A 15,833-nucleotide genomic window follows, 5' to 3' on the forward strand; every position below is an offset into this window, starting at 1 on the left:
CCCGGCACTGAGATCGGACGCCGACCGGGTGACAGCCTTCGCCACGGCCGTCACCCGGGCTCCACGCCGACCCAGGATGGTCGGCCTGGCCAAGAAGCTACGGAAATAGGAGATCAACGAAGTGCGTGTGGTGTTGTCGACGTATGGGTCACGTGGGGACGTCGAACCGTTGGTAGGGCTAGCGGTGCGGTTGCGGGAACTCGGCGCGGAGGTGCGGGTGTGCGCGCCGCCGGACGAGGACTTCGCGGAGCGGCTGGCCGGGGTCGGAGTGTCCATGGTGGGCGTCGGGCAGTCAGCACGCACGCTGACTACCGCGGCGCCACCGCCGTCGAAGGTCAACCTGCCCCAACGCGCAGCGGAATTGATCGCCAGTCAGCTGCAGGTGATGCCCGCGGCAGCCGAAGGGTGCGACCTGCTGGTGGCGACGGGCGCAATGCCAGCCATCGCCGGGGCGCGGTCGGTGGCCGAGAAGCTGGACATCGGCTGCGTATCCGCGATCTTCCAGCAGCTGACCCTGCCCTCGCCGCACCGCCCGCCGCTGGCGTACCCGGGGCAGCCGTTCCCGCCGGAGGTGACCGACAACCGGGCACTGTGGGACCTGGACGCCCAGAGCATCAACGCGCTGTTCGGTGAGGCGCTCAACACCAACCGGGCGTCGATCGGCCTGCCCCCGGTGGACAACGTCCGCGACTACGCCTTCGGCGACCGGCCGTGGCTGGCGACGGACCCGGTGCTGGACCCGTGGCTGGAGACGCCGGACTACGACATCGTACAGACCGGCGCGTGGGTGCTGCCCGACGACCGGCCGCTCCCGGCTGATCTGGTGGCCTTCCTGGATGCCGGCGCGCCGCCCGTGTACGTGGGCTTCGGCAGCATGGCCGTGCGCGCAGGGGAGGACGCGGCCCGGGTGGCCATCGAGGCGGTCCGCGCGAGCGGCCGCCGGGTACTCGTCGGGCGTGGCTGGGCGGACCTGGGCCTCATCGACGACCTCGCCGACTGCTTCGCCGTCGGCGAGGTCAACCACCAGCAACTGTTCGGACGGGTAGCCGCCGTCGTGCACCACGGTGGCGCGGGTACGACGACGACGGCCGCTCGGGCCGGCGCTCCCCAGGTGGTGGTGCCCCAATTGGCGGACCAGCCGTACTGGGCCGGCCGGGTGGCCGAGCTGGGCGTCGGCGTAGCACACGATGGTCCGGTGCCGACCGCCGAGTCCTTGTCGGCCGCGCTCAAGACCGCCCTTGAACCGGAAACCGGCAGCCGGGCGAAGACCGTGGCCGGCACGGTCCGCACCGACGGGGCGATGGCGGCCGCGAAACTGCTGCTCGACGCTGTCGGCTGAGAGACGTGAGAGGGGTCCGCGAGAACCACGCGGACCCGTCCGGCCAGGGCCAGTGCCCGGCGCCGGGTTGCACCGCCACCCTCGGCGAGGACCACGACCCCGCCATGCGTGACCCCACCGGCCTCGACACGTCGTCTCCGAGCCCGTGCTCAACACTCCCGTGGGCCCGTCCCTCTCGCGCAAACACCGCGTTCTCCGTGCACGTCGTGATGGACAGCGCGAAGCCGAAGGACAAGGCCTGAGCTCTGAGGCCGTACTGAGAGGCTGGCCGGGTATCCCGCCTCAGGTGCGAGCGAGATACCCGCGAGACTCCGCCACTGCAACTGTGGCAGCCTGCCGACATGCCATGGGAGCTGAGAGAACATGCAGGCCGTCACTACGCTGTCCTGTTCCACTACGCCTTGCCTGACGATGCCTGGTCTGTGGAGCTAAGCGAGGCTGTGCCCGCGCCGGCCAGGGGGGCCGAGAATCCCGACACCGTGGTGACCCACTTGCCCGGTGCTGCTTTCTTGATGGCGCTCGTCCCGGACGAGGACCCGAATCTGGAACCGACCGTCCACATCCACAGCCACAGCCACGACGAGCTCGTCGTCCCTTACGAGATCATGCGGTGGTTCATGGAACAGGTGGCCGACCAGGTTGAACGCTGCCGTACCGCGTTCGAGCAGGCAGGACCTGACGCGGTGGAATGATCACGCACACCTCCAACAGGTAGTTCGACCAGAACCCCGGGCGAGCCGGCAGTGTTACTGGACAGGTCTCAGAAGAGGCCGGCGCGCATGTGGTGCGTGAGGTTCTCGAGGATCCCACCCAGCCAGGGGCTGCGGATGGCTGGTAGCCGGACCAGGGTGTGCTGGAACACTCCCGGGTCGACCCGGAACAGGTGGTGGGGTCGGGGGGCGGGCGGGTCGTCGCGCAGGACGCCGTCGGGCATGCTGCCCGACGCGGGGAGGGGTAGGTGTGGCTCGGGGAAGGCCAGCCACAGCCACACCTTGAACGGCAGCGGTATCGGGTATGCCGAGGCAGCCGGGCTGGGCGGGGTCCAGGTTTCCCCCGTGTGCGGATGGGTGGGCACGAGGAGGATGTCGGCGTCCGCGTTGGGAGCGGTCAGGCCCGGTCCGGCCAGAACGGCGCGCCGCGCCGGCTGGCCCGCGGGCAGGAGGGCGTCGAGGGCGCGTTGGAACACTTCCTCGATCAGGCCGTGCGGGACGGTCACCGGCCGGCCTTCCGAGGCCGCCAGCAGGTGGGCGAGCGCCCGGCCGGCTGCCGCCTCCCACTGCGGGCTCCATGACCACCAGTAGTTGGACCCCCGCCGCGATCCCCACGTGGCGATCGGTTCGTACGGGGGCGTGCCCTTCCCCTCCGCCAACAGTTCCGCCCAGGAGAGCGGTACGGGGGCGGCGTCGTCGACGGGGCGGCGGCGCACGGCGTTTGGGGCGAGCCACACTGCCTGCCAGAGTGAGCAGTCGTCGATCCTGCTCGCCACGGGCAGACCGCACGCCTCGCAGGCCATGTTGGGGCCGTCGGCCCCGTCGAGGCCGCAGCAGTAACCGCCGCCATTCTCCGGGATCAGCAGGGTGCCGCGGGTATCTCCGGGTGCGATGACGATCGCACCCGGCGCACCGCCGGACAGGGCGTAGACCGGCGCGTAGATGCCACGGGCCGCCGCCTCGTCCGGATCAATGTCCTCCCACCTCCGCCATGGCGGCCCCCAGGGCTCCGGGTCCACGGCGAACGTGCCCGGCTCCATGAGGACCGGGAGCTGAATCCCGTTCCCGTACTTCTGATGGGCGTGGGCCGGCAGTGCGACCTGGGACAGCGGGGCGGTCAGCCTGGCGCCGCACCCCGCACATGCAAAAACGAACAAATGTCCTCCGCTGGCGAAACAGGGACATCGTCGCAGCTCGGCGGTGACGGACCAACGTAATTTCGTCCGTCTCGGGACCGGAACGCCGTTCACGGCGTGGCGCAGGTGCACCATCTGCCGAAGATCGAGGAACTGGTGGTCCGCCCGGGCGCTGAAAACCGTCTCGTGCGCTGTCTCCTCTCGGCCGCAGCCAACTCGTTCTCGGCAGGGGCCCGGTTTCGTACTGAGCGTTCCGTGGTCAGTTCGTGGGGGCGTCCAAGGTGTCCCCTGGGCCGGATCGAGGAGCCTCCTCCCCCGAGCCCGGGGGCGAGGTGCCGTCCAAGGTCGCCGTGGGGCCGGGGGCTTCGGCAGCAGGCAGGGCGGCGCGGGCCGTGAGGGCTTCGAGGACGAGGGTGGCCTTCTCCGTCGAGCCGTACTCGTCCAGCCAGGCGACGGCGAGGGAGACGGCCCGGCCGGCGGCCGGGGGCGGGAGGTCGGTGCGGGTGAGGAGCGGGGCCAGGACGTAGCGGGCGCGGGCGGTGGCGGCGTAGTGCTCCAGCCATGCGAAGGAGACCGCGACGGTGTTCGCCGTGTCATCAGTGCTCAGGTCATCGCGGGAGAGCAGGGCGTTCAGGACCTTCGGAGCACTGTGTGTCCGGCCGTGGTCCTCCAGCCATGCCAAGGCCATCACCAGGACACGCCGTGCCTGTTCGGCGGTGACATCGGAGCGCTCAAGGAACGGAGCGAGGACGAACCTCGCTCGCGCACCCGTGGCATGGTCGTCCAGCCAGGTCACAGCCGCGGAGACGGCCCGCTGGGCGTTGGCGGGGGTGAGATCGGTGCGGCCGAGGAGCGGGCCCAGTACGTAGGCCCCGTGGACCGTGGCCGCGTGGGGGTCGAGCCAGGCGAGCGCGCGGGCCGCCGACTGCTGGGCGTGATCGGGCGTCAGGTCGGTGCGTTCGAGCAAGGCCCTCAGGACGTGGCCGAGGTTCACGGCCCTCGGCTGGCCGTCCAGCCAGGCCAGGGCGCGGGTCGTGGCCCGCTGGACCTGGTCGGGCGTCAGGTCGGTGCGCGCGAGCAGGGGGCCCAGGACATGGCTGGCTCTTCCGGCGTTCGGATGCAGGTCCAGCCAGGACAGCGCGTACGCGATCACGCGAGGCGCTTCCTCTGGGTCCAGGTCGGCACGGCCCAGCGTCGATTCGAGTACGTGGCCCGCGCTGGCGGTGCCGGTACGCTCGGGCAGCCACACCAGGGCGTGCTCCTTCGCGCGGCTCGCTTCTCGGGTGCCCAGGTCGCCGCGGCGGAGCAGATGTTCCAGCAGGAACCCTGCCTCGTCCACGGACACGTGGTCGTCGAGCCAGGCCAGTGCCTGTTCGGCCGAGCGCCCCGCCACGTCCGGGGACAGGGTGAGGCAGGCCAGCAGGGGGCTCAGGACGTGCTGGGCGTCCGCCATCCGGGCGTGCTGGTCGAGCCAGGCCACAGCCAGGGGGGTGGCACCTTTCATGGCCCCTGGATCCCTGCGGCTCAGAAGCGGCGCGAGCACGAAGCGGGCTTCCGGCGTGGACGCGTACTCGTCGAGCCAGGTGAAGGCGGCCCGCATCCCTCGTCGGGCGTGGCCGGCGTCCAGGTCCGCACGCGAGAGGAGTGCTTTGAGGACGAACTGGGCGTTCGGAATGGCGGCGTTGTGGTCGAGCCAAGCCAGTGCCGTGGTGACCGTACGCCGGGCGTCTTCCGCCTCCAGGTCGGTGCGCTTCAGGAGCGGGGCCAGCAGGTGGCTGCCCTGGGCGCTGGCGGGGTGCGCGGCGAGCCAGTCGAGTTGCGCGGCCGTCATGCGCTGGACGTCGGAGGGACCGAGGCCGGCCCGCGCTTCCAGAGCTTCGCGGACGAGGCGTGCCGCCGGGGTGACGGCATGTTCGCCGAGCCAGTCGAGGGCCTCCTGCACCACCCGTGGGGCGTCGGCCGACGGCAGGTCTTGGCGGGCGAGCAGTCGCGCGAGTACGTAGCCGGCGTCGGCCGTGTCGGCGTGCAGGGCGAGCCAGGTGAAGGATTCGGAGTAGGCCGCGTCGATCTCACTGCCGGTCAGGTCGGTGCGCGCCAGCAGCACGTTGAGGACGTAGCCCGCCTCCGTCGTCCGCCCGTGGTCACCGAGCCAGGAGAAGGCGGCCTCGACCACGCTGCGGACATCGGCCGCCGTGAGGTCCGTCCGCAGGAGCAGCGGCTTGAGTACGAAGCCGGCCTCACTGGTCGGATGGAGCCCGAGCCAGTCGAAGGCCGTGCGCAGCACTCGCTGGACCTCGCCGGAAGGCAGGACCGGCCAGCCGAGCAGCGGGCCGATGATGTATGCGGCGCTGGCATCGTTCCCGTGGTGGTCGAGCCAGACCCGGGCCGCAGCCACCACCCGCTGGGCTTCCGCTCCGGGAAAGTCGGTCAGTTTGAGCAGGCGTCCGATGACGTAGGAGGCCTTCTCTGCGCTCGCGTGGGTATCGAGCCAGTCGAGCACGGCGCACCGTACGTGCCCCCGCTCGTCGGCCGACAGGCCTGTGTGCTCGAGCAGTCGGCCGAGAACGAACTCGGCCTGAATCGCCTGGGCGTGGAGGCCGAGCCACTCCAGGACGGCGGACAGCACCGCTTCGGCATCCTCGGCAGGCAGGTCCGTGCGGACGAGCAGACGGGACAGGACCCCCTCGGCGTCGACGGTCGTGGCGTGGGCATCCAGCCAGGCCCAGGCGGCGCGCAGGAGGCGTCGTACGTCGTCGGCCGACAGGTCGGACCGGCTGGCCGCGGCCGTCAGGACGTACCGGGCCGTCGGCGTGCCGGAGTGGGCGTCCAGCCAGGTGAGCGTGGCCTGCACGGCCCGCCCGGACTCGTCGGGGTCCAGCTCTGGGCGGGGCAGGAGCGCCCGAAGCACGTAGCCGGCGCCCAGGGTCGTGGCGTGGCGGTCGAGCCACTCGCGAGTGGTCGGCAGGACGCGCCGTACGTCGTCGGGGCTGAGGTCGGTACGTGCGAGGAAGGCGTCGAGGACGTATCCGGCGCTGTGGGTGGTGCCGTTCCGGCTCAGCCAGACGCGCGTGGCGGACAGGACCCGCCGGGCCTCGAAGGGACCCAGGTCGGTACGGGCGAGCAGCGGCCAGAGCACGTACCCGCCGCCCGGGGCCGCGGCGTGGCGGTTGAGCCAGTCCAGCGTGAGGGGGACGGCTTGCTGCACCGCCTCGGCCGGCAGGTCGGTACGGGACAGCAGCGGAGCCGCGACGTAGCCGGCCGTGCCGGCCCGCCAGTACGTCGCCAGCCAGTCGAGTGCGGCGGGCACGAGGAGCTGCGCCCCCTCGGCGGGGAGGTGCCGCAGCCCGCGGTGCAGGACGTGACGGGCGTCGTAGTCGCCGCCGAGTGCGCCGATCCAGGGGCTGACGACCTGGTCCCAGCAGGCGACGGCCGCGTCGGCCCACGGCGGACCGGAGCAGACGGCACCGAGCGCGTAGCTGCCGGCGTTGGAGTCGTGGCACATCAGGTCACCGATGACGGGAGCCTGTTCGGTGAACCACTCGCGCAGCAGGGGCTCGACGAACGCCGCCCGGTCGGCGAGGACCAGGTCGGTCACGAGACGGCCGAGGTTGGCGGAGAACCGACCGATGGTACGGGCGGCCGTGAGGCTGCCGGCGAGCAGCGCGCGCGTGCCGACGGTGTCCGGCTGGTCGGTCGGCTCGGGGAGCACGACCGATTCCATGAGTTGGTCGGCGACGATGTCGTGGGCGACCGAGAGAACGCCGCCCTTGGGCTCCAGCCAGCCCAGCGAGACCAGGGTGGCCACGATGCCTTCAGCCTCCGTGACCTCGTCGGCGGTCGCACCCGTGAGCACTGCCCTGGCGGCGGCCACCACTGCGGCGCGGCCCTGCGGGCAGGCGGCCGCGGCGGCAGCGGCGGCCACGAGTCCGATGGGGGCGCGGGCGGGGACGAGGCTTCCGTCGTCGCGCGGGAGAACGGCGAGGCCGTCCTCCCCGAGTCGCTTCAGCAGCCAGGCGGCCAGCTCGCCCCCGGACCGCAGACCCGTCACCTCGGGGATGGACAGCCGCCGCCCCGTGTTGACCCTGCGCTCGATCTCCTGGGCGACCAGGAGCGCCAGGATCGGGCGGTTGCCGCTGACCGCGAGCATGCGGTCCATGCCCAGGTGGTGGATGGCGTTGGGAGCCAGGGTCTCCAGCGCGTTCCTGGTGACGAGCTGCTGGAACTCCTCGTCCTGCCGTACGTGGACCTCGTCGAAGAGCTCGTGCACGAGGGCCCTGTCGGCCTTCAGCAGCCAGCCGGGGCGCGCCGAGGCGAGCAGGACCATGGTGACCGCGTGTCGGCGGGCCATGGGGAGGAGCTGGTGGCGCAGTGCCTGCAGGTCGAGGTTGGTCTCGTTGAGGTCGATCACCACGAGCACGGAGCTGGCCTCCGCGAACGCCTCCTCGGCTATCTCGTCGATGATCTGGTCGGTGATCCTGTCGTCGGCCGACTTGTCCCGGGTCTGGGGCACGAGGTGCAGGACCCGCCAGCCCTCCTCGATGGCGAGCTGTCCGACTTCGAGCCCGGTCCGGGTCTTGCCCGTGCCCGCCGCACCGATCAGCAGGACTCCGCGGTCCGCCGACGTCACCAGACGGCTGAGCAGCTGGTGGGGCGCCGCGTCGTGTTCGCTGCCCGGGGAGACGAAGGGCAGCCGCTCCGAGGTGAAGTTCTTCTCGAAGTCGCCGAAGCCCTTGATGCGCTCCTGCTGGGAGACCACCGACCGCAGCCGGCGCGCGGGCCCCGGGTCGCGCCCGGCCTCCAGCTGCACCGGCTTGGTCTGTACGAAGTTCTCGCGGAGGATCCGTACGAATTCGGTGTCTTCGAGCGCCTTTGCGACGGGCTCGGCCTCCGCGCTGCCGGTTCCCGCGGCGGTCAGGCGGTGGGTCTGCACGCCGATGAGGTGGCCACGGGGGGCGAACAGGGCCGCGCCGGAGATCCCCTTCCAGGGGTCGTTGCGGTCCACCGGCTCGGGAGGCGGCGCGGACGTGATGGTGAGGTCGAGCAGCCCCGACTTCATGTTGGACCCGAGCAGCACCATGCCATCGACCTGCCGGCTGTCCCGCCGGTCGAGCCCCTGGTACCGGGGCGACTCGGGCCGTCGCGCGAGGGCCGGGAAGCCGACCCCGACGAACGGCACGTGTCCCACCCCGTCGGGCAGACGGCCGATCGAGAGGCCCGAGACCGCAGGCAGCCCCGGGGGCACGGCATCGAGCTGCAAGAGGGCCATGTCCTGGCCCTCGCCGTGTCGAAAGGCCCACCACACGAGCGTGGCGGGCAGTTCCTCCTTGCCGTGGCCGAGCAGCACCGTGCAGGAGTGGCCGTGGAGTCTGAACAGATGGCCCGCCGTGAGGATCAACCGCTTGCTGATGCGGTAGCCCGACCCGAATTCGACCTCGTCTCCTTGCCGGACGATGACCTGGGCCACCCGGCTCGTGTCAACGGAACTCATGCGGCGGCCGGCCGACTCAGAGGAGGTCAGAAATGTCGTCACCGGTGAGGACGGCCCCACCTCCTGCCGTCTGTGCGGTCAGCGCGATCTTCACGGTGTGGGTCTCCGCGGACTTGGCGGACGCCTTGCCGCCGAGCGAGACCACCCAGAAGCGCACACCGGCGTTGGCCTCGCCGGTCTTCTCGACCGCGACCTGCAGCTCCAGGTCGATGGAGTTGATCTTGAAGCGCACGTCCTGGTCGGCAGCGTCGATGCGGGCGCGGTTGATCTCCGACCGGAGCGAGGTGAGCAGGTCGGCAAGTTCGATGTTCATGCGGCCCCCTGGGAAACAGCTGCGCGACCGACCACGGCAGCGGACGTCATACGTCGGCCGTGCGTCGTGAGTTGGTGAACGCGGACAAGTGCAACAGAGGGTATGCGGTTGGCAGTTGCTTCCGATCACACCCGGTCGCACACCGATGAGATCCGGCCACCGGCAGCATCTGCCGACCGCGCCGACCGAGTACGCGGCCACGCACATGCGGGCGAGCCCGCAGCACGCGCTCCAGGACTGGGAGCGGGCCGACGCCTGCCACGCCCAGATTCGCAGTACGCTCACCATGACGTTTCCCGACGGCAGCCCGGTCGCTGAGTTCATGCTGCACCTGCACGGTGACGGCACCGCCGGCTGGCGCTGGCACGACGAGCCCTTCGACGCGGTGAACCAGTGACGCGCTGGGTTCGCTGCTTCTGGGACGAGGAAGCCGTCTGGTTCTACTTCGAGCTGGACACCAATGGGTACGTGATCCGGCAAGTCGAGTTGCAGGAGCCCGGAAGGGAGGCCTTGACCGCTGCCTCGCTGACCGAGCGGCAAGAATCCCAAAGCGCCGACCTGTTGGCTGAATACGAGGGTGTCTACGGTCTGACCGCGGAACTGCCTATTTCTGAGTGGGAGGGGCACGACCCGCAGTGGTTGTCGGCCAATGAGTTCGAGATCGTTTGGTCGACTGCCCGCCGGGAGCTTCAGGATCGTCAGCGGCGGCATCCTTCCTGAGCGCCTCCACTACTGCGGCCTCTGACCAGGAAACTGCCATCTTCCCTGCGAAACCGGGCGTCTAGCGTCTCGGCAACCCGACAAGGGCCTGCTCAGGCGACATCACCCTCGCCATGTTCCATGAGACGCGCCATCGGCACCGCCCGCGGGCGGGTCTTCCGCGACGCTTCGCCACTCCCCCAGCAAGTCACGGTTCAACCCGTCACCCCACAGGTCAACGGACCCGCCCCTGCAAGATCTAATGAGACGGGGACAGGACAGTGCCTTGTGGATCAGACCGCGTACGCTCGGCTGCGTGCCTCGCAATTCGAAGAAGCCCCGTCGGCTGGTCGCCGACGGGCGCCTGTACATGTGGACGATGCGCCACAGTCACCGAAGGGACCACGACGGCCGGTCCGTTGACTGCCGCCAAATCCTCAGCCTGTCCCCGCAGCCTGCCGGCACCGGCGGCCCACTGCGCATTGTCTTTGCCGACGGGCCCGGCCGGTACGTCCCGGGCGCGGCCCCCTTCGGCTCCGGGGACGTGGGCTTCACCCAGGGCGCCCTGAACCTGCACGAGCCGGGCGCCGTACGGGCCCTGCTCGACGTGGTGCTGGCCAGTGGGTGGCAGCCGGAGGAGCGGCGGGTGGTGGAGGTCGACGGCTGGCCCCTGCTGGAGGCGGCGGCCGCCGCGCGAGCCGGGGACGCCGGCCCGGAGGGCCCGTAGAGGGTGACTCCTCTTCGCCTGACTTCATTGCCCATCGAACCAGCCCACCGCGTGGCGATCAGGCGGAACCGGGCGGTGGTGCCGTTGTCGTTGCTTCGGTCGAGAAGGTGGACGATCTGCGGGACGGCCTCATCGTGCAGGACCGCCGTCAACGCCTCACCGCAAATGAGGCATCGAAGCGCTGAACAACTGCTGATCGGTCTCATGGACGAAGCCGAGGAGGCGGCTGGCTGCGCTGACCTGCTTGCCGGCCCCCTTCATGCGAGCCGGTCGATGAGGATCATTGCCACGTCGTCCGTCAATCGGCCCTCGGTGTGGCGGATCAATGCCTTGTGCAGTTCGTCCAGGAACTCCTGTGGGGAGGTGCCGGCCGGTATCTGCTCCATGGTCTCCGACAGAGGGAGGAAGTCGTTGTCACGGTTGCGGGCTTCGATCACGCCGTCGGTGTAGAGCAGCAGCCGGTCACCGGGCAGGAACGGGTAGCTCTCGGGCTTGGCGGGAGGGCCGGTGACGAGGTCTTCGAGACCGAGCGGCGGCAGAGGCGAGGCGGGCATCAGGGCCTGAGCCTTGCCATGGTGCAGCACCAGCGGAGGCGGATGACCGCGATTGACCAGGTGTACCACCTCTTCATCCGGCACCTGGGCGATGAGCGCGGTGGTGAATCCCTCCATGAGGACTTCGGGAAGTTCTGCCTGCGAGTAGGTACCCGGTACGGCGGCCTCTCGCCGCAGCGCGGCCGCGCAGTGGTTCATGACCTCCTGCACTTCGTCCTCGTAGTGAACGGCCTCCCGGAACGCGCCCAATGCCACCGCGACCGCGCGTATGGCGGACAGCCCCTTCCCCCGGACATCCCCCACGATGAGGCGGACGCCGTAGCGCGTCTGCACGGCCTCGTACAAATCTCCGCCTACCAGTGCCCCTGTCCCGGCCGCGAGGCACAGGCTGGCCGCCCGTACCGGGCCCAGGAGCTCGGGGACGGGCCGCAGGACGACCTCCTGAGCCGCCACTGCGATCCGGCGGACCTGGTCGAGCTCGCTCTGCCTGCGCGTGCGCACCGCGTTACTCAGGATGACACTGGCCACAGACACCACGATCAGCCCCAGGAAGTTGCCGATGATCAGCTGGGTCTGGGTTCCCCACGACTGGTTGTAGGTCGCGGAGGTCACGTTCACGCCCACGGCGAGGGCTGCCGCGGACAGGGTGCCCACCGGGCCCATCGTCAGCGCGGCCAGCGCCGGCGTCGTGGTGAGAACCGGGCCGGTGACCAGATCGTGTGCGGGCGAGAGCTCGATGCCCAGCACGCCCAGCGCGATCGCGAAGGGCGCACACTGCGCCAGTGTGAACAGGACCTCGCCGTGTTCGCCCACTCCTCGTCGAGAGGACGCTCCCAGCCGAACGGGTGAGCGAGGATGTGACCTCATGGGAACAGCCTGCCTCGCGGAAGCCGTTACGGCCTCCCGGAAACCCGTGACCAGCGGCGCCCCTGCGCCCTGAGCTCGACGTTTAACGTTTAACGCATCGGGCGCAGCAACGCGAACGCGACCAAGCGCGCCGCGTCCGGGTCGCCAGCGCGGAAGCGCCGGGGCGACGAGATCCGGAAAACGGTCCTGGACCAGCGACCCACGCCGGGTCTGGACCAGCACCCGCCCACCCGGGGGGCCGGGGCGAACAGCAAGGCTCGGTGGCCGTCGTTGTAGGGAATCTGGGCAAGCTCCAAAGGGGCTGCGCTGCCTATCCGGCCAATCGAGGCGACTGACCCCTTCGCTCCTGATCGCTGCTGAGTTCAGGAGCCTTCGATCGGCCCGGCCCGATCCCATCCAGGCGCCCGCACGTCGATCGTGAGACCTCCCGACCCGACCTCCTCGCCGCAGGTCCGGCACGTCGACGTCAGATCGAGGTCGTGCTCGGAGCCGTGCCCGCCGCGATGCCGGAAGGCGACCGGCGGAGTGTCCACCGCCCAGCGATCGCCCCAGGCCAGAAGCGCGCGCATCACCGGTGCGAGATCGCGGCCGGCCTCCGTGAGGTGGTATTCGAAGCGCAAGGGGCGCTCGCTGTAGGCGCGGCGCTCGACCACGCCCGCCTCTTCCAGTGCGCGCAGTCTCGCGGCGAGGCGGTCGCGGGGGGCGCCGGTGTTGCGGACGATCTGGTCGAAGCGCTGGTTGCCGTAGAAGATCTCGCGGATCGCCAGGAGGGCCCAGCGTTCGCCGACGAGTTGCAGCGCGGCGGCCACGGAGCACGGCCGACCGGGCACTTCGGGGTGCGGAACCGAGTTCTCGCCCTGCTTCGCGTTCGAGGTCACGTCCCCATCCTCTCCCGAGTCCGTTGTGTTCTCAAACCCATGGGGCTAGCCTCCGATCCATGACAGTTGGAATTTCAAACCCACATGGGGCGTCCCGAGCCGTGTTCGCGACGGTCGCGGCCGCGGTCTTCATGTCGAACCTCGACCTCTTCATCGTCAACGTGGCCCTCCCGGCGATCGGCCGCTCGTTCGGCGGCAGCGGCCTCGGCTCCCTCTCCTGGGTCCTCAACGGCTACGCGATCGTCTTCGCGGCGCTCCTCGTAGTCGCCGGCCGCGTCGCCGACCGCTCCGGCCACAAGCCGGTCTTCCTGACCGGATTGGCGGTGTTCACCCTCGCCTCGGTCGGCTGCGCACTCGCTCCCAACGTCGGGACGCTGGTCGCGGCACGGCTCGTGCAGGCCGCCGGCGCTGCGCTGCTGATGCCGACGTCGCTCGCGCTGCTGCTCGACACGACGGCGCCCGAGAAGCGCGCCGGGGCGGTGCGGGCCTGGGCGTCGATCGGCGGGATCGCCGCCGGACTCGGGCCAGTGGCCGGCGGGCTGCTGGCCGAGGCCGGATGGCGCTGGGTGTTCCTCGTCAACGTGCCAGTGGGTATCGCGGCGTTCGCGCTCGGTGTCAAGGTGCTGCCGTCGCCCGGACGCGCTGGGGCGGAGAAGAGTCCGCTGCCCGACCTGTTCGGCGCCGCCCTTCTCACCGGATCGATCGCAACGCTCGCGCTCGGCCTGGTCAAGGCTCCTGACTGGGGTTGGACGAGCGCCGGCACCCTCGGCGGCCTGGCTGCCGCGGTGCTGCTCGGCGTCTGGTTCGTCCTGCGCTCGGCCCGCCACCCCGTGCCGATCGTCGAGCTGCCGCTGCTCCGGGTTCCGGCGTTCGCATCCGCCGCGGCCGCCCTGACGCTGTTCACCGTCGCGTTCGCCGGAATGCTGCTCGGCGCGGTGCTGTGGTGCCAGGGCGTGTGGGGCTACTCGGCTCTGCGCACCGGCTTCGCCATCGCGCCGGGCCCCTTGCTGGTGCCGCCGGTCGCGTTGCGGATCGGGCCCGCCGTCGCCAGATTCGGTGCGGGCCGCATCGCACTGGCGGGAACTGTCCTGTTCGCGGCCGGCATCCTGTGGTGGGCCGCGATGCTCGACACCGGCTCGGCCTACGCGGCCTCGCTCTTGCCCGGCATGATGCTGACCGGCCTCGGCGTCGGCATGACGATCCCGGTCCTGACCGGGGCGTCGGCGGCCGCCCTGCCGCCGGCCCGCTTCGCCACCGGCTCGGCCATCACCTCGATGGGCCGCCAGATCGGCGCGGTCCTAGGCGTCGCGATCCTGGTCGGCATCGTCGGCACCCCGGCCCCCGGACACGCTGTCGCCGCGTTCCAGCACGGCTGGTACGCGGTCGCCGTAGCGTCCCTGCTCGCCGCGTGCGCGACAGTCCCGCTCGTCCGCAAACCACGACCGCCCGCCGCCAAGGCGGCCGACGTCCCAGAGGCCGCGAAGGCCGGCGCCGCCTGAGAAACGAGTCCCGCCCCGTCGATGGACGGACTGTCGGCGTACACGTGACGTTCACGTGTACGCCGACACCTGGGCTCGGGCGAGCGGGACGATGACGGCTGAGTGGTTGTTGATCAGTTCCCTCAGGGCTGTGTTCTCGGCGAGCAGGGCCGCGATCCGCGCCCCAGCCCGCGCGGCACGATCCCGGGGCGGTGGCGCTGCCGCCATCCCGCCTTCCCAACGCCCTTCCAGCCCCGGCTGGCGCTGCTCCAGAGCTGGAGCGCGCACCCGGTCGCGCCCCCGGGCCGCGATGCATCCGGCGACGGTCGGCAGGCCGGCCCGGCGCCCCGCCGTCCGGACGGTCCAAGGCCGGTCCCGCCGCCCCGGGCCACCGCACGAGGCGGCGCCGCACCCAGCACGCCGCGCCCCGGGCCGGGCCGGGCCGGGGACATGGCGGAGCTGTGCCGCGCGGCGCACGGCGTCACCACGGTTCACAGGGTGACGCCTTCGGCCTCGGCGTAGGCGAATACGTCCGCCAGTGTCCGCAGACGAATCCCGGGCCGACCTGCGTCGGTAAACCCGCGCGCGGCCAGCAGTGGGCGGATCTAGCTGATCGCCCTGGCGACGGTGGAGCGTTCCACGCCGTACAACTCGGCGAGCGCCGCGTGCGGGAGCTGGCACAGCAGATGAACGAGGGTTAGCAGAACCCGGTCGACGCAGCCCGGACTCGCCTCGCACCGCGCGGTCCACGGGACGGCCGACTCCACGAGGAAATCGGCGAGATGGGTCCGGGACGAGCCACAGAAGGCAGGATGGAACAAGGGCCGCACGGGCCCAGGCTGATCTCACAGTCCGCCCAACCCATGCGGCAGCTCCCCCGTTACGGCCCCGCGCGACCACCCCGCTGCACTATCGCCAGTCAGGCTTTCGGAACGGTGCCCGCGCCCGGCGCGCGCACCATGAAGACGTCGATCGGGTCCTGGACTTCCACGACGAATCCGTGGCGCTCGTAGAGCCGCTGGGCGGCACTGCCCTGCAAAACATTCAAACGGACGGTCATGCCCCGCGCATCGGTGTGCTCCAGCAGCGTGCGCAACACAGTTGATCCGAGCCCTCGGCCCTGATGGTGCCGAGCAAGGTAGAAATGCTCCAGCAGCTGCCCGCCGTGGGCAGGCCGGATCGTGACGCATCCTGCCAGTTCGCGGTCGATCATGATGATGGACGTGTGCTGTGTAGAGAAGGAATCCCGCAGCCGCTGCCGCACTCGGTGCTCGTCGTAGCGCCCGAGCCGCTCCAAATCTCCACGCATGACCACGGCCCGCAGCTCCGCGATCATCTCGACGTCCGCTGCCTGCGCAGAACGCAGCACCCACCCCGAGCCGTGCGCCGACTCCATCCGCGCGGGCAGCACCATGTCCGACCGTGCCCGGCTCCCTATCGCCCCAGCATCCATGGCCGGAGTATCTCAGCCGACCTGCCGTGAGCAGGCATACAGGGACACCGACCCCCCTCACCAATGCGGGGGCGGCACCGGACCGGCTGAGTACAGCACGTGGGTGACCGCCTCCCAGCTCCGCCCGATCGCCGGCGTGCGCAAGGGCGCGGCCGCGCGAAATGGCGGACGGAAGCCGGCCGAAGCGGCCT

The 15,833-nt window shown here is 70.8% G+C and carries 14 protein-coding genes; 6 read left to right on the plus strand and 8 right to left on the minus strand.

The genetic code is table 11. From position 1 onward, the window contains the following. Positions 1–127 precede the first annotated feature (127 nt). Both ACZ45T_RS31815 and ACZ45T_RS31820 read left to right on the plus strand, forming a co-directional pair. Positions 128–1,339, plus strand: coding sequence for a glycosyltransferase (locus ACZ45T_RS31815; protein ID WP_468447503.1), 1,212 nt, complete (start codon positions 128–130; stop codon positions 1,337–1,339). A 341-nt stretch (positions 1,340–1,680) separates the two neighbouring features. Next, a complete protein-coding gene (locus ACZ45T_RS31820) occupies positions 1,681–2,031 on the plus strand; it encodes a hypothetical protein (protein WP_468447430.1) in 351 nt (116 codons plus the stop codon). A 68-nt stretch (positions 2,032–2,099) separates the two neighbouring features. On the opposite strand, the gene ACZ45T_RS31825 is transcribed toward ACZ45T_RS31820, so the two are convergent. The 3 genes from ACZ45T_RS31825 to ACZ45T_RS31835 form a co-directional block, all read right to left on the minus strand. Next, a complete protein-coding gene (locus ACZ45T_RS31825; protein ID WP_468447432.1) occupies positions 2,100–3,206 on the minus strand; it encodes a hypothetical protein in 1,107 nt (368 codons plus the stop codon). Positions 3,207–3,444: 238 nt separating this feature from the next. After that, positions 3,445–8,673, minus strand: coding sequence for a hypothetical protein (locus ACZ45T_RS31830; RefSeq protein WP_468447434.1), 5,229 nt, complete (start codon positions 8,671–8,673; stop codon positions 3,445–3,447). Positions 8,674–8,689: 16 nt separating this feature from the next. Beyond that, positions 8,690–8,986, minus strand: coding sequence for a trypco2 family protein (locus tag ACZ45T_RS31835; protein ID WP_468447436.1), 297 nt, complete (start codon positions 8,984–8,986; stop codon positions 8,690–8,692). Positions 8,987–9,131: 145 nt separating this feature from the next. Between ACZ45T_RS31835 and ACZ45T_RS31840 the strand changes: the two genes are divergently transcribed. From ACZ45T_RS31840 to ACZ45T_RS31850, 3 genes are all read left to right on the plus strand, one after another. After that, on the plus strand, positions 9,132–9,383 hold the full coding sequence (locus tag ACZ45T_RS31840) for a hypothetical protein (RefSeq protein WP_468447438.1): 252 nt from the start codon (positions 9,132–9,134) through the stop codon (positions 9,381–9,383). After that, positions 9,380–9,706, plus strand: coding sequence for a hypothetical protein (locus tag ACZ45T_RS31845; RefSeq protein WP_468447440.1), 327 nt, complete (start codon positions 9,380–9,382; stop codon positions 9,704–9,706). Before ACZ45T_RS31840 ends, ACZ45T_RS31845 begins: the two co-directional genes overlap by 4 nt. Before the next feature lie 295 nt (positions 9,707–10,001). Further along, positions 10,002–10,412, plus strand: coding sequence for a hypothetical protein (locus ACZ45T_RS31850; RefSeq protein ID WP_468447442.1), 411 nt, complete (start codon positions 10,002–10,004; stop codon positions 10,410–10,412). Between the two features lie 257 nt (positions 10,413–10,669). Here the strand turns inward: ACZ45T_RS31850 and ACZ45T_RS31855 are convergent, their stop codons facing one another. Further along, positions 10,670–11,779 carry a PP2C family protein-serine/threonine phosphatase gene (locus ACZ45T_RS31855; RefSeq protein WP_468447444.1) on the minus strand — a complete coding sequence of 370 codons (1,110 nt, stop codon included), beginning with the start codon at positions 11,777–11,779 and terminating at the stop codon, positions 10,670–10,672. Between the two features lie 416 nt (positions 11,780–12,195). Beyond that, positions 12,196–12,711 (minus strand): winged helix-turn-helix transcriptional regulator, encoded by a 516-nt coding sequence (locus ACZ45T_RS31860; RefSeq protein ID WP_468447446.1) that lies wholly within the window; start codon positions 12,709–12,711, stop codon positions 12,196–12,198. A gap of 101 nt (positions 12,712–12,812) precedes the next feature. On the opposite strand from ACZ45T_RS31860, the gene ACZ45T_RS31865 reads away from it, so the two are divergent. Continuing rightward, positions 12,813–14,210 carry an MFS transporter gene (locus ACZ45T_RS31865; protein WP_468447448.1) on the plus strand — a complete coding sequence of 466 codons (1,398 nt, stop codon included), beginning with the start codon at positions 12,813–12,815 and terminating at the stop codon, positions 14,208–14,210. 51 nt (positions 14,211–14,261) lie between these two features. Here ACZ45T_RS31865 and ACZ45T_RS31870 read toward each other — a convergent pair whose 3' ends face one another. The 3 genes from ACZ45T_RS31870 to ACZ45T_RS31880 form a co-directional block, all read right to left on the minus strand. Continuing rightward, on the minus strand, positions 14,262–14,417 hold the full coding sequence (locus ACZ45T_RS31870) for a hypothetical protein (RefSeq protein WP_468447450.1): 156 nt from the start codon (positions 14,415–14,417) through the stop codon (positions 14,262–14,264). A 377-nt stretch (positions 14,418–14,794) separates the two neighbouring features. Continuing rightward, positions 14,795–15,019: a transposase family protein gene (locus ACZ45T_RS31875; RefSeq protein WP_468447452.1), complete on the minus strand. Its 225-nt coding sequence runs from the start codon at positions 15,017–15,019 to the stop codon at positions 14,795–14,797. Positions 15,020–15,108: 89 nt separating this feature from the next. Beyond that, a complete protein-coding gene (locus ACZ45T_RS31880; protein WP_468447454.1) occupies positions 15,109–15,603 on the minus strand; it encodes a GNAT family N-acetyltransferase in 495 nt (164 codons plus the stop codon). Positions 15,604–15,833: the final 230 nt, after the last annotated feature.

Source organism: Streptomyces sp. NPDC030995 (genome assembly GCF_055571215.1).